Source organism: Sediminicoccus rosea (genome assembly GCF_033547095.1).
GTDB classification, from domain to species: domain Bacteria; phylum Pseudomonadota; class Alphaproteobacteria; order Acetobacterales; family Acetobacteraceae; genus Roseococcus; species Roseococcus rosea.
In genome coordinates, this window is record NZ_CP137852.1 from 3,335,106 (window position 1) to 3,346,924 (window position 11,819).

The window sequence follows — 11,819 nt, forward strand, 5'->3', positions numbered from 1 at the left end:
AAGTTCCGCAGCGAGGCTTTGCGGAACTTGCTTGCGGAACTTCAAAATATCTCCCGTATTCAATGGGTTAGGCAAGTTCCGCAAGTTCCGCAAAATGCTACCCCCCTACGGGGGGTGTGCGTGCGCGTCCAAAAGACGCGCGCACACCACACCCCGGGGCGCCTGGTTCGGGTTCGGGGACCACCCACCACCAGGGTCATTCCACCCAAGCCGGGCAGCGACGACGAGCTCCGCCAAGAACCGCGCCGTCGCCGCCCTCACCAGGATCATCCCCTCTCGGAGACCACCATGGATTTCGCGACTCTCACCATGCCCGCCCCTGACGCAAGCACCGTCCTGCCCGATCCCAATCTCTACCGGCCGCGCAAGCCCGGCATCCTGGCCCTCGATCTCGGCACCACCACCGGCTGGGCCCTGCGCTTCGGGGACGGCGGGACCACCTCCGGCACCATGACCTTTAAGCCCGGTCGCTTCGAGGGCGGCGGGATGCGTTTCCTGCGCTTCCGCGGATGGCTCGCCGAAATTGCCGCCCTGTCCGGCGGCGTGACGCGGATCGTGTTCGAGGAAGTCCGCGCCCATGCCGGCACCGACGCGGCGCACATCTACGGCGGCTTCCTCGGCATGCTGACCGCCTGGTGCGAGGAGCACGAGGTGCCCTACGAGGGCGTTTCGGTCGGCACGATCAAGCGCTACGCGACCGGCAAGGGCAACGCTGACAAGGCGAAGATGGTCGCCGCCATCCAGGCTCGCGGCTTCGCGCCGGCCGACGACAACGAGGCGGATGCCATCGCCCTTCTGCTTTGGGCCACCGACCCGACGGGAGGCCGCGCATGAGCATGCACGGCGCACCACTGCCGCCCCGGTCCTGCCTCGACCGCGGCACGCGCAGCCCGACCAACGACAGCGAGGTGAACGCCATGCGTGCGGCTGCCTGGCATCGGCACGGCGTGGCCGCGCTGCCTGTCGCCGACATCACGGACGACTGGCTCCGTCAGGCCATCACCAATGAAGCCAACCGGCGCTGGGGGCGTCGCAACGGGGAGAACCACCATGGCCGGTAAGCGCAAGCCCAAGGTGGCGAAGCCGAAGGACGACGATCTCGCGAAGCCGTCGAAGTGGCGGTTGCAGCATGGTGGCTTCTCGGAGCCGATCCGCGAGGCCGATCCGGAAACGGGCTCACCCGTCGCGCATCGTCGTGCCGTCGACACGCTCGGGCTGATGCTGGCGCACGGCAGCATCACGCCGCAGATGCACGAAGCGGGTGAGATCTTCCGCGGGCTGTTCCGCGCCGCCTGCTTCGACAGCATGTCGACGTCGCAGATCATGCGCATCCCAGGCACGCGCGTCGACACGCTCTCGACGATGCAGGTGGAGGCACGGCGCCGCGTCGCTGCGGCGCTCGATGCTCTGGGGGGGCAGGACAGCCCCTGCGGCTCCTGCGCGTGGTTTGTCGTCGGCCTGGAGTTCTCGGTCCGCGAGTGGTCGATGCGGCAGGGCTGGGCCGGACGGACGGTGCACGGCCCAGTGGGACAGGGCATCCTGGTCGGGTCCCTTGGCATTCTCGCCGTACACTTTGGGCTGATGCCACGAGCGAGGGCGGCGTGACGCGGGACGATCGGGGCGGTCATCATCGCCCCGATCACGCTGTTACAATTCGCCCCGTAGCGGCTCCGAAATCGATAAGGCTAGAAGCAAGACACGTAGAGAAGGTGCGAGAGCACCGCGGCTCCCGAGCCACTCGCCAGCTGATCAGCCACTGTGGCTCTCAAGCCGCAGGGTCCTTCCTGGCCCCGCTGTATGCGGGGGGCGGAAGCGCGCAACATTCCTAGCGCCAGGCCATTTTTCCAGGTTGCCACGGCGCCGCGTTGCCAGCCTCCCCAGGCGGCAATTCTCACCACCACCATCGATTCCAGCAGGTGCGCATGCCCCAGGCCCCATGGTCTGCGAGCGCCGTTGAGGCGCGCGCGGTCGCCTCGCTGCTGCCCTATGCCGGCAATGCGCGCACGCATTCCGCCGAACAGGTAGCGCAGATCGCGGCCAGCATTCTGGAATTCGGCTTCGTGGCGCCGGTGCTCGTCGACGAGCGCGGCGAGGTCATCGCCGGCCATGGCCGGCTGCAGGCCGCCAAATCCCTGGGCCTGGAGACCGTTCCCACCATCACTCGCGCCGGCCTGACCGAGGCGCAGAAGGCCGCGTACCGCCTGGCGGACAATCGCATCGCCCTGAACGCGGGGTGGGACGAAGCGCTGCTGGCGGCGGAGGTCGCCAAGCTGCAGGAGATGGGCGGTCTCGATCTGGCGCTGACTGGCTTCGATGCCGGCGAGCTTGATCGCCTGCTGGCCGGCATGGAGCCGGTGGCAACGGACCCTGGCAACGGGCCGCTTGCCAGCCCGGCTGTTGCCAGCGGCGAGCCCCCTGGCAACGAGGCGCCGGCAGACGATCCCGCGGACGCCGAACCGGAGCCGCCCCGCCAGGCCGTCACCCGCCCCGGCGATCTCTGGCTGCTGGGCGACCACCGCCTGCTCTGCGGCGACAGCACCGACGCCGCCTCGGTGGCGCGCGTGATGGGCGAGGACCGTGCCGCGCTGCTGTTCACCAGCCCGCCCTATGGGAACCAACGCGACTACACCACCGGCGGCGGCACCGATTGGGATGCCCTGATGCAGGGCGTGTTCCAGCATCTCGACGTGGCCATGCGGCCGGACGGCCAGGTGCTGGTGAACCTCGGGCTGATCCATCGCGACAATGAATGGCAGCCCTATTGGGCCGGCTGGCTCGACTGGATGCGCGCCCGCGGCTGGCGGCGCTTCGGGCTCTACACCTGGGACCAGGGGCCGGGCCTGCCGGGTGATTGGAACGGCCGCCTCGCACCCGCCTTCGAGTTCGTCTTCCACTTCAACCGTCAGGCCCGCCAGGCGAACAAGATCGTCCCCTGCAAATGGGCCGGCACACCGAACAAGGGCAGCGGGCTGCGCGCCGCCGACGGCACCATCTCGGAGTACCAGCATGCCGGCCTGCCGGTGCAGGACTTCCGGATCCCCGACAACGTGCTGCGCCTGACCCGCCACAAGGGCCGCGGCATCGAGACGGAGCACCCCGCGGTGTTCCCGGTCGTGCTGCCGGAATTCCTGATGCGCACCTACACCGACGAGGGCGAGGTCGTGTTCGAACCGTTCGGCGGCTCCGGCACCACTATCCTGGCCGGCCAGCGCACCTGCCGCCGCGTGTGCGCCATCGAGCTGGCGTCCGCCTATGTCGACTTGGCGATCGCCCGCTGGCGGATGCTGCACCCCGACCTGCCGGTGACGCTGGCAGATGATGGCCGCGATTACGAGGCTGTCGCCGCGGCCCGCATGGAGGCCACCGCCGATGCGGCCTGACCTTCAGATGGAGATGATGCCGGTGGCATCGCTCGCGGCCTATGCCGCCAATGCGCGCATGCACCCCACCGAGCAGGTGGCGCAGCTGGCGGCGTCCATAGCCGAGTTCGGCTTCAACGTGCCGGTGCTGGTGGACGATGCCGGCGTCCTGATCGCGGGCCATGGTCGCGTCCTAGCGGCCAAGGCTCTCGGGCTCAACGCGGTGCCCGCCATCCGGCTCGGCCATCTGTCCGAGGCCCAGGCGCGGGCCTTCCGGCTGGCAGACAACCAGCTGGCGCTGAATTCAACCTGGGACGAGAGCCTGCTTGCCGCCGAACTGCGGGAACTGCGGGCGGAAGAATTCGATCTAGGCGTGATTGGCTTTGACGAGGCGGCACTGGATCGTTTGCTGGCCGATGCAACAGGCGACGAGACGGGCGGCGGCAGCGGCGATCCCGATGCGCCGGCGCCCGAGCCACCGGTCGTGCCGGTCACCCGTCCAGGCGATCTGTGGCAGCTCGGGCCGCATCGCCTGCTCTGCGGTGATGCCACCTCCGCCGCCAATGTCGCGCGCCTGCTGGATGGCGCGGCCCCGCATCTGATGATCACCGACCCGCCCTATGGCGTGAACTACGATCCAGAATGGCGCAACCAGGCCGGCGTCTCGGCCACCATGCGCACCGGCAAGGTGGCAAATGACGACCGCGCCGACTGGCGCCAGGCCTGGGCGCTGTTCCCTGGCGACGTCGCCTATGTCTGGCACGCCGGCGTGCACAGCCGCACGGTGATCGAGAGCCTCGAGGCGACCGGCTTCGTGATCCGCAGCCAGATCGTCTGGGCCAAGTCGCGCTTTGTTTTGGGCCGAGGCGACTACCACTGGCAGCACGAGCCCTGCCTCTATGCCGTTCGCAAGGGCGCCACCGGTCACTGGCAGGGCGCCCGCGACCAGGCCACGCTCTGGGCCATCAGCAATGGCGGCGACGAGGATGCGGCCACGGTACATGGCACGCAGAAGCCGGTGGAGTGCATGCGCCGCCCCATCATCAACAACAGCGCCGTGGGCGAGACGATCTACGATCCCTTCCTCGGCAGCGGCACCACGCTGATTGCCGCGGAGGCGACAGGCCGCGCCTGCTACGCGGTGGATATCGATCCGCGTTATGTCGATGTGGCCATTCAGCGGTGGCAGCGCATGACCGGAAAGGCAGCTATCCTGGCGGGTGAGGAGCGGGCCTTCAACGATATCGCCGCCGCCCGCGGAGTGCAGACGGCGGCGTGATGAGGCCGGTGGTCTTCGATTGCCGGGAGGGTGTTTCCATTTGGCGCCCTGCCGTTTGGAAACACTCGCCTGGTTGTTACTCGGCGATGCGGTAAATCGTGAAGCTTCCGCGCGCACCCTCCTTGTTCGGGCCGACCTGGCGGATCCGCTCCATCACCTCGACCGCGTGGCCCTTTTTCTTCAGTCCCGCCAGGAAGCCGCGGACCGTGTTGTTGTTCCAGCCTGTGCCCTCGGCAATCTGCGTGACCGTCGCGCCCTCGGGCCGGCGCAGCATGGCCAGCACCTGCTCCTGCTTCGTGCCTTCGCGCGGCTTCCGGGGCGCACCCGGCTCGCGGGCGACGCGGGCGGGCTTGCCAGCGAGCAGGATGCGGAGCGCCGCGACTGGCGCGTCGAGGGCCCCAAGCAGGTCGCCATCATGCGTCCCAAATCGAGCGGCCTGATCGTCCCAGGCGGCGAGCACCGCCGCGGCCGCGTCGCGCAGGCTGGTCCGCGGTGTGGCGGCGCGCGCCGCCAGGGCCTGGTCGAGCAGGCCAATTTCTTCCGTCAGGGGCGCGGCCTGGGCGGGGTCGGCTGCGGGCGCGGGGCTTTCCCCCGGCGTGGCGTCTGGTGCCGCCGTGGGCGCCGTGTGTGCCACCGCGTCGCCGTCGTTCGGGTCGATGCCTATGGCGCGCAGCCCCTCGTCGGTGATGCGCGCCACGATCCAGGTGCCGTCCTCGTCCTGGCGCCAGCCCAGCCCGACGAAGTCCCGCGGGGCGTTGATCTCGGTCAGCAGGTTGTTCTTGATGAGGCTGCGGAACACTGCATTGCGCGCCGCGGCCGGCAGGGTCTTGGGCGCGCGGGCCAGGCCCATCTCGTGCTGGGCTGCGGCGCTCAGGATCACGCGCTGTGTGTCAGAAAGCTGGGTCATCGTGGTGGTCTCCGGTTCCGGGTGCCGGTCATCGGCCCCTACTGCCGGGAGCCCCGCCGGCGTCGCCGGTCGGGGCGGTGCGGGAATGGCCCGCGTCAGGCTTCGTATTCGCCGCGGCGGAAATGCTGGTCCGCGATGTCCTTCAGCTTCGCGGTGGCATCCGAAAGCCAAGCCGCTTCGCCCCAAAGCACCGTCTCGGGGTCTGCGCCGAAGTGGTCCGCGCTGGCCTGGGTGAGTTCCGCGAGGAGGGCATCGAATTCGGCCTTCTTCGTGAGGAAGGCGGCCAGGCTGTTTTCCTGGTTGCGGGCGGCGCGGGCGGTGCGGTCGGTCATCTTGGTCTCCGTCGTGGTGCAGGGCATCCCCTGCGTGTGACGGACCATTCGCGCTGTGCCGCGCACGAGCCAAGCGCATCTCGCGCTCATCGAATTGCTAAGATCGGAGGGGTTCGATCACATCATGATCGCAGCCGCTTCCGATGCGCTGGTGCCCTCGCAGCGCGAGGTGGCGCGCCGGCTGGGCATCTCGCACACCGCGCTGCAGAAGGCCGCCCAGTCCGGCCGCATCGCGCAGGAACCGGGCGGCGGCTGGGACGTCGAGAAGGTCCGCGCGCGGCTGGCTGCGAGCAGCGATCCGGCGCGCAAAACGGCGGCCATGGTGGCGCCTGTACAGCCTTCGCCTTCGCCTTCGCCCTCGCTACCACCGCCCCCGCCGCGGCCGGCCATCGTCGCGCCGCCCCTGCCGGAGCCACTGCCTACACCCTCCACGGGCGGCAGCAGCTTCCACAATGCGCGCACCGCCAACGAGATGCTCAAGGCCCAGGAGCGAAAGCTCCGGCTCGATGAGCGCCGCGGCCAGCTGGTCGAGAAGGCGCGCGCGCTGATGCTGGTGCACCGCCTGGCGAAGGAGGAGCGCGATGCCATTCTCGCCTGGCCAGCCCGTGTCGCCGCGGAACTGGCGGCCGAACTCGGCGTCGACGCGCATCGGCTGCAGACACTGATGGACGCCCGACTGCGCCAGCACCTGGCAGAACGCAATGATGTCCGCGTGGCGGTCGCATGATCAGCGGCGAGCAGATTGTCGCTGAGCTCGGCAACTTCGACGGCGCCGCCGAGATCCTCCAGGCCTGGCGCGACGGCATGGCGCCCGAGCCCGCCCTGCTGGTCTCGGACTGGGCCGACAAGCACCGCATGCTCGGCTCTCGCGGCAGCGCCGAGCCAGGGCCGTGGCGGACCGCGCGCACGCCCTATTTGCGCGACGTGATGGATGCCCTCTCGCCCGCTCACCCGGCGCGGCGGGTCGTGTTCATGAAGGGGGCGCAGGTCGGCGGCACCGAGTGCGGCAATAACTGGATTGGCTATGTCATCCATCACGCGCCCGGCCCCATGCTGGCGGTGCAACCCACCACCGAACTGGCCAAGCGCTTCTCCGACCAGCGCATCGACCCGCTGGTGGAGGAGACGCCCGCCATCCGGCAGCGGGTCGCGCCCGCGCGCTCGCGGGACAGTGGCAATCGTCAGCTCAGCAAGGAGTTCCCCGGCGGCCAGCTGGTGATGACGGGCGCCAACAGCGCGGTGGGCCTGCGCTCCATGTCGGCGCGCTTCCTGTTTCTGGACGAGGTGGACGCCTATCCCGGCGATGTCGAGGGCGAAGGCGATCCAGTCGCGCTGGCCGAGGCCCGCGCCCGCACCTTCGGCTGGCGGCGCAAGACGCTGCTGGTTTCCACGCCCACCATCTCGGGCCTGTCGCGCATCGAGCGGGAATACCTCGCCTCCGACCAGCGGCGGTTCTTCCTGCCGTGCCCGCATTGCGCCGCGATGCAGTGGCTGCGCTTTGAGCGGTTAGTCTGGGAGAAGGGCGAACCGGACAGCGCCCGCTATCTCTGCGAGGCCTGCGACGGCGCCATCGGCGAGCAGCATAAGACCACCATGCTGGCCGGCGGCGAATGGCGGCCCACCGCCATCCCGCAGGATCCGCACGCAATCGGCTTTCACATCTCGGCGCTCTACTCGCCGGTCGGCTGGTTCTCCTGGTCGCAGGCGGTGCGCGATTGGGAGGCCGCGCAGGGCGACGATCGCGCCATCAAGACATTTCGGAACACCGTCCTGGGCGAGACCTGGCAGGAGAGCGGCGAGGCACCGGACTGGCAGCGCCTCTACGATCGGCGGGAGGAATGGGCGCCGGGCACCGTCGCGGCCGAGGGGCTGCTGCTGACGGCTGGCGTCGACGTCCAGCGCGACCGCCTCGAGGCCAGCATCTGGGCCTGGGCGCAGGATCGCCAATCCTGGCTGATCGAGCACCGCATCCTGGTGGGCAATCCCTTCGAGGCGGCGGTCTGGGACGAGCTGCGCGGCCTGCTGGGCGAGACCTGGCGGCATGCTTCCGGCCACCGGCTCGGCCTCGCCATGACGGCGATCGACAGCGGCGACGGCATGACCACAGCGGAGGTCTATGCGTTCGTGCGCCGCGCCGGCGCCGGTCGGGCCATTGCCGTGAAGGGTCAGGACGGGTTGCGGGCGGCGATCGGCCAGCCCTCGGCCACCGAGGTGCGGCGAAACGGCCGCAAGCTGGGCGGGCTGAAACTCTGGCCGGTCGGCTCGTCCTTTCTGAAGGGTGAGACTTACGGTTGGCTGAAGCTGGAGCGGCCGACCGCGGAGAGCGGCGATCCGTTCCCGCCAGGCTTTGTCCACCTGCCGCTGCATGCGGCCGGCGAGGAATTCTGCCGCCAGCTGACCGCCGAGCAGTTCGTCGCCCGCGCCGGCCGCAACGGCTTTCGCCGGCTCGAGTGGGTCAAAACCAGGGAACGGAACGAGGCGCTGGACTGCCGGGTCTATGCGCGTGCTGCCGCGGCGGCCCTCGGCATGGACGGCTGGGGTGACGGACGTTGGGCGCGGATGGCGGATTCGCTGTCGCTGCCGGCAGGCGAGATTCCCACCGGCGGGAATGTCGCTCCTCCATCGCCGCCGCAGGTCGCGAATAACACCCAACGCCCACGCGGCTGGCTCGCGCCCCGCAACGGCTGGCTTCGCTGAGGGAGGACGTGATGAACCCAACCGTCCTCTCCTGGGCGCTGGCGCAGCCCACCGGCACCCGCGCCGCCGTGCTGGCCGCGGCCTTCACCGGCGGCACCACCCGCGTGACCTTCGACGGCCGCACGGTCGAGTACCGCTCGCTGGATGAACTGGGCCGCGCGCTGTCGGTGCTGCACGCCGCCGAGAACACCGCCGCGCGCCGCCCCAGCGTCACCTTCGCCAGCTTCTCGCGCGAGGGCAGCGGGTGATGGGCCGCCTCAGGGATGCCTGGCACGCGCTGCGCGGCTATGCCGCCGCGCAGGACAGCCGCGCCTCCAGCTGGGCGGCCTCTGGCAGCAGCGCCACGGCCGAGGTTGGCGCCACCGCACCCACGGTGGCGCGCCGCGCCCGCGATGCGGTGCGTAACGATCCCTACGCCGCCCGCATCGTCGATCTCTGGACCGGCAATGCCGTCGGCGCAGGCATCACCACCCGCTGGCCGGACAAGCCCCACGCCGAGGCCTGGCGCCGCTGGTCCGACAGCACCGCCTGCGACGCCGAGGGCCGCCTCGACCTTTACGGCCTCCAAGCGCTGGTCATGCGCGCCGTCGTGGAGAGCGGCGAATGCTTCGTGCGCCTGCTGCCCGCCGACATCACGCCGGCGAACCCGATCGGCCTGCGGCTGCAGGTGCTGGAAAGCGACCATCTCGACACAGCGCGGCAGGGCGTCATCGAGGGCGTCCCCACCCTGCAGGGCATCGGCCTCGGTGAGGCCGGTGAGCCGGTCGGCTATTGGCTGCACCGCGTCCATCCCGGCGCATCCTGGGTGCTGCCGGGCGGTGCGACCTGGCTGAGCAGCCAGCGCGTGCCCGCCCGTGACGTGCTGCACATCTATCGCAAGCGTCGGCCCGGCCAGCTGCGCGACGTCTCCTGGCTGGCGCCGGTGCTGACCCGGCTGCGCGACCTTGGGGACTATGAAGCCGCGCTGCTGATGAAGGCCAAGATCGAGGCCTGCCTGGCTGCCGTGGTGTCCGAGGATGGCGACGATGCCATGACCGGTCCGGCCTCCGGTCTGCTGCGCGATGCCCAGGGCCGCACGGTCGAGAGCTTCGAGCCGGGGATGATCCTGTATCGCCGCGGCATGGGATCCGTGGAGGTGGTGAATCCGTCTGGCGGTGGCAGCCATGCCGCCTTCGCCCGCCGCGCCCTGGAAGCCTCCGCCGTCGGAACGGGCCTGACCTACGACCAGGTGGCCGGCGACCTCACCCAGGCGAACTACTCCAGCCTCCGCGCTGGCAAGATCGAGTTCCGCCGCCTCTGCGAGCAGGTGCAGTACGGCATGCTGATCCCGATGCTGGTGCGGCCCATCGCCGATCGCTTCCACGCGCAGGGCGCGCTGCTCGGCCTATGGGGTGCCGATGTGCCAGACGGCCTGTCGCACGTCCCGCCGGCGCACGAGATGATCGACCCGCTCAAGGATACCACCGCGCTGATCGCGCAGGTCCGCGCCGGCTTTGTGCCGCAGCCCGAGGCGGTCGGCGCGTTCGGCTACGACTTCCGCCAGGTAGTCGAGATGATCCGCGAGGCCAATGCCCTGCTCGATGAGGCAGGGCTGTCGCTCGACAGCGATCCGCGCCGGGTCGCGAAGTCGGGCGCTGCCCAGGACGCCGCTCAGCTCGCCGCCATCGAGATCGCCGCCACCGGCGCTGCTTCGCCGCGTGCGGATGCTGGCGCTGCCCCCAATCCAGGAGCATCCCAATGATCGCAGGCGCCTACGACTGGACCGACGACATGCTCAAGATCAAGAGCATGCAGAAGAAGTTCCGCGACAGCTTCAACGGCACCGAGATCAACCCGGCGCGGTGGGAGATCGCGGCCACCGGCGGCGGCATCACCCACACCGTCGCCGACGGCGCGGTGACCATCTCCACCGGCACCACGCTCGACGATGAGCTGACGCTCACCAGCCGCACCACCTTCACCATCCCGCTCCGGGTCATGGTGGCGGTGAATATGAGCCAGCGCATCGTCGGCCAATCCGTCTGGCTCGAGCTCGTCAGCATCGATCCCACCACCGCCCAGCCGGACGGGCGCAGCGCCGCGGCCTGGCGGCTGGACGGCGCCAGCCCGACGCTCGCCAACTACGAGGTGGGGAGCGAGGGCGCGCCCCGCCTCGGCAGCGCCTCGGGCAGCACCATCCCGACCACGGCGCCCGCGGGCTGGTCCGTGCTGGAGATCGAGCCGACCAACGACGAGTGCTACTTCCACGGGCGGCTGCTCGACACCACGGCGGCGCGCTCGAACTCCTATGTCCGCCACCAGCAGATCCCGGAGCCGAATGCGCTCTACCGCTTTCGGATCCGGGTGCGGAACCGGCAGGTCATCAACGGCATCTCGGCGGTGGCCAACAACGGCAGTGGCGCAGTGCGCATCACCCGCGCGGCGCATGGCTTCGCGACGAACGATGTGGTCACGGTGGCGGACGCGTCGGGCGTGCCCGGGGCGAACGGCAGCTTCACCATCACGGTGATCGACGCGAACAGCTTCGATCTGGTGGGCTCGACCTTCACCGGCGCCTATCTGAACACCGGCTGGGCCTCGGTCTCGCGCAACCTCGCGCCGGCCTCGAACACCGACATCAAGGTCCAGTTCGTCACCATCGCGGACTATGCCGAGCTGACGACGGAGATCACGGCCGGCCGCGGCCAGTCCGTCGCGGGCCAGGGGCTGGGCGTGAACGTGCTCAGCACCATCCCGCCGACGGTCACGCCGGTGGGCGGCCAGGCCCGCAACACCAGCGGCGCCGTGCCGGTGCTGGCCGCCACCGGCTACTCGGCCAACCCGATCGCCGTCACGACGGCGCGTGGTGTGGATCTGCTGGCGACGCTGATCGGCGCGCTGGTCACCAAGCCCTACGCCATCCCCGAGGCCGACTGGCAGACCGCGGCCGCGGCGGGCGGGATCATCACTACCACCGACGTGGTGCTCCGGGCGGCGGCTGCGGCCGGCATCCGCAACTACGTGACCTCGATCGACCTCCGCAACGCGCATCCGACGGTGGCGACCGAGGTGGTGATCAAGGATGGGGCGACGGTGATCTGGCGGCAGTTGCTGGCGGCGGCGATGCCGGCGCCGGTCGAGATCACCTTCCCGACGCCGCTGCGCGGCACCGCGGCCACGGCGATGAACGTCGCCTGCATCACCACCGGCGCGCAGGTCTACGTCAACGCGCAGGGCTTCGCCGCGCCGTAAGGCGCCGCCCCAGG

Annotated in this window: 12 protein-coding genes; 10 read left to right on the forward strand and 2 right to left on the reverse strand. The window is 70.0% G+C overall.

The genetic code is table 11. The annotated features are described in order from the left end of the window. The first annotated feature begins 288 nt into the window (after window positions 1–288). The 5 genes from R9Z33_RS16105 to R9Z33_RS16125 all read left to right on the forward strand — a co-directional run bounded on the left by R9Z33_RS16105 (window position 289) and on the right by R9Z33_RS16125 (window position 4,638). Window positions 289–834, forward strand: coding sequence for a crossover junction endodeoxyribonuclease RuvC (locus R9Z33_RS16105; RefSeq protein WP_318647597.1), 546 nt, complete (start codon window positions 289–291; stop codon window positions 832–834). After that, window positions 831–1,061 (forward strand): hypothetical protein, encoded by a 231-nt coding sequence (locus tag R9Z33_RS16110; protein WP_111399740.1) that lies wholly within the window; start codon window positions 831–833, stop codon window positions 1,059–1,061. The genes R9Z33_RS16105 and R9Z33_RS16110 overlap by 4 nt, the downstream gene beginning before the upstream one ends. After that, the gene (locus R9Z33_RS16115; RefSeq protein WP_318647598.1) at window positions 1,051–1,605 is read left to right on the forward strand and encodes a DUF6456 domain-containing protein; all 555 of its coding nucleotides are present in this window, start codon (window positions 1,051–1,053) and stop codon (window positions 1,603–1,605) included. The genes R9Z33_RS16110 and R9Z33_RS16115 overlap by 11 nt, the downstream gene beginning before the upstream one ends. Window positions 1,606–1,922: 317 nt before the next feature. Next, window positions 1,923–3,380: a site-specific DNA-methyltransferase gene (locus R9Z33_RS16120; protein ID WP_318647599.1), complete on the forward strand. Its 1,458-nt coding sequence runs from the start codon at window positions 1,923–1,925 to the stop codon at window positions 3,378–3,380. After that, complete coding sequence (locus tag R9Z33_RS16125; RefSeq protein ID WP_318647600.1) at window positions 3,370–4,638, forward strand: site-specific DNA-methyltransferase; 1,269 nt, start codon at window positions 3,370–3,372, stop codon at window positions 4,636–4,638. Before R9Z33_RS16120 ends, R9Z33_RS16125 begins: the two co-directional genes overlap by 11 nt. A gap of 76 nt (window positions 4,639–4,714) precedes the next feature. On the opposite strand, the gene R9Z33_RS16130 is transcribed toward R9Z33_RS16125, so the two are convergent. After that, on the reverse strand, window positions 4,715–5,545 hold the full coding sequence (locus tag R9Z33_RS16130) for a DUF3489 domain-containing protein (protein WP_318647601.1): 831 nt from the start codon (window positions 5,543–5,545) through the stop codon (window positions 4,715–4,717). A gap of 95 nt (window positions 5,546–5,640) precedes the next feature. Then, window positions 5,641–5,877, reverse strand: a complete 237-nt coding sequence (locus tag R9Z33_RS16135; protein WP_318647602.1) for a hypothetical protein — start codon at window positions 5,875–5,877, stop codon at window positions 5,641–5,643. A 55-nt stretch (window positions 5,878–5,932) separates the two neighbouring features. Here R9Z33_RS16135 and R9Z33_RS16140 point away from each other — a divergent pair, with 55 nt between their 5' ends. From R9Z33_RS16140 to R9Z33_RS16160, 5 genes are read left to right on the forward strand one after another with little or no spacing between them, the layout of a single operon-like run. After that, on the forward strand, window positions 5,933–6,604 hold the full coding sequence (locus R9Z33_RS16140; protein WP_318647603.1) for an elements of external origin: 672 nt from the start codon (window positions 5,933–5,935) through the stop codon (window positions 6,602–6,604). Further along, window positions 6,601–8,574, forward strand: coding sequence for a phage terminase large subunit family protein (locus tag R9Z33_RS16145; RefSeq protein WP_318647604.1), 1,974 nt, complete (start codon window positions 6,601–6,603; stop codon window positions 8,572–8,574). The genes R9Z33_RS16140 and R9Z33_RS16145 overlap by 4 nt, the downstream gene beginning before the upstream one ends. Window positions 8,575–8,585: 11 nt before the next feature. After that, window positions 8,586–8,822 carry a phage head-tail joining protein gene (locus tag R9Z33_RS16150; RefSeq protein WP_318647605.1) on the forward strand — a complete coding sequence of 79 codons (237 nt, stop codon included), beginning with the start codon at window positions 8,586–8,588 and terminating at the stop codon, window positions 8,820–8,822. Continuing rightward, window positions 8,822–10,315 (forward strand): phage portal protein, encoded by a 1,494-nt coding sequence (locus tag R9Z33_RS16155; RefSeq protein WP_318647606.1) that lies wholly within the window; start codon window positions 8,822–8,824, stop codon window positions 10,313–10,315. Before R9Z33_RS16150 ends, R9Z33_RS16155 begins: the two co-directional genes overlap by 1 nt. Continuing rightward, window positions 10,312–11,805: a hypothetical protein gene (locus R9Z33_RS16160; protein ID WP_318647607.1), complete on the forward strand. Its 1,494-nt coding sequence runs from the start codon at window positions 10,312–10,314 to the stop codon at window positions 11,803–11,805. The genes R9Z33_RS16155 and R9Z33_RS16160 overlap by 4 nt, the downstream gene beginning before the upstream one ends. Window positions 11,806–11,819 lie beyond the last annotated feature (14 nt).

What these genes read in the sequence shown, in the direction of transcription:
- R9Z33_RS16120 (WP_318647599.1), top strand. Translation starts at nt 1,923, where the DNA reads ATGCCCCAGGCCCCATGGTCTGCGAGCGCCGTTGAGGCGCGCGCGGTC.
- R9Z33_RS16150 (WP_318647605.1), top strand. Translation starts at nt 8,586, where the DNA reads ATGAACCCAACCGTCCTCTCCTGGGCGCTGGCGCAGCCCACCGGCACC.
- R9Z33_RS16110 (WP_111399740.1), top strand. Translation starts at nt 831, where the DNA reads ATGAGCATGCACGGCGCACCACTGCCGCCCCGGTCCTGCCTCGACCGC.
- R9Z33_RS16155 (WP_318647606.1), top strand. Translation starts at nt 8,822, where the DNA reads ATGGGCCGCCTCAGGGATGCCTGGCACGCGCTGCGCGGCTATGCCGCC.
- R9Z33_RS16125 (WP_318647600.1), top strand. Translation starts at nt 3,370, where the DNA reads ATGCGGCCTGACCTTCAGATGGAGATGATGCCGGTGGCATCGCTCGCG.
- R9Z33_RS16160 (WP_318647607.1), top strand. Translation starts at nt 10,312, where the DNA reads ATGATCGCAGGCGCCTACGACTGGACCGACGACATGCTCAAGATCAAG.
- R9Z33_RS16135 (WP_318647602.1), bottom strand. Translation starts at nt 5,877, where the DNA reads ATGACCGACCGCACCGCCCGCGCCGCCCGCAACCAGGAAAACAGCCTG.
- R9Z33_RS16145 (WP_318647604.1), top strand. Translation starts at nt 6,601, where the DNA reads ATGATCAGCGGCGAGCAGATTGTCGCTGAGCTCGGCAACTTCGACGGC.
- R9Z33_RS16105 (WP_318647597.1), top strand. Translation starts at nt 289, where the DNA reads ATGGATTTCGCGACTCTCACCATGCCCGCCCCTGACGCAAGCACCGTC.
- R9Z33_RS16130 (WP_318647601.1), bottom strand. Translation starts at nt 5,545, where the DNA reads ATGACCCAGCTTTCTGACACACAGCGCGTGATCCTGAGCGCCGCAGCC.
- R9Z33_RS16115 (WP_318647598.1), top strand. Translation starts at nt 1,051, where the DNA reads ATGGCCGGTAAGCGCAAGCCCAAGGTGGCGAAGCCGAAGGACGACGAT.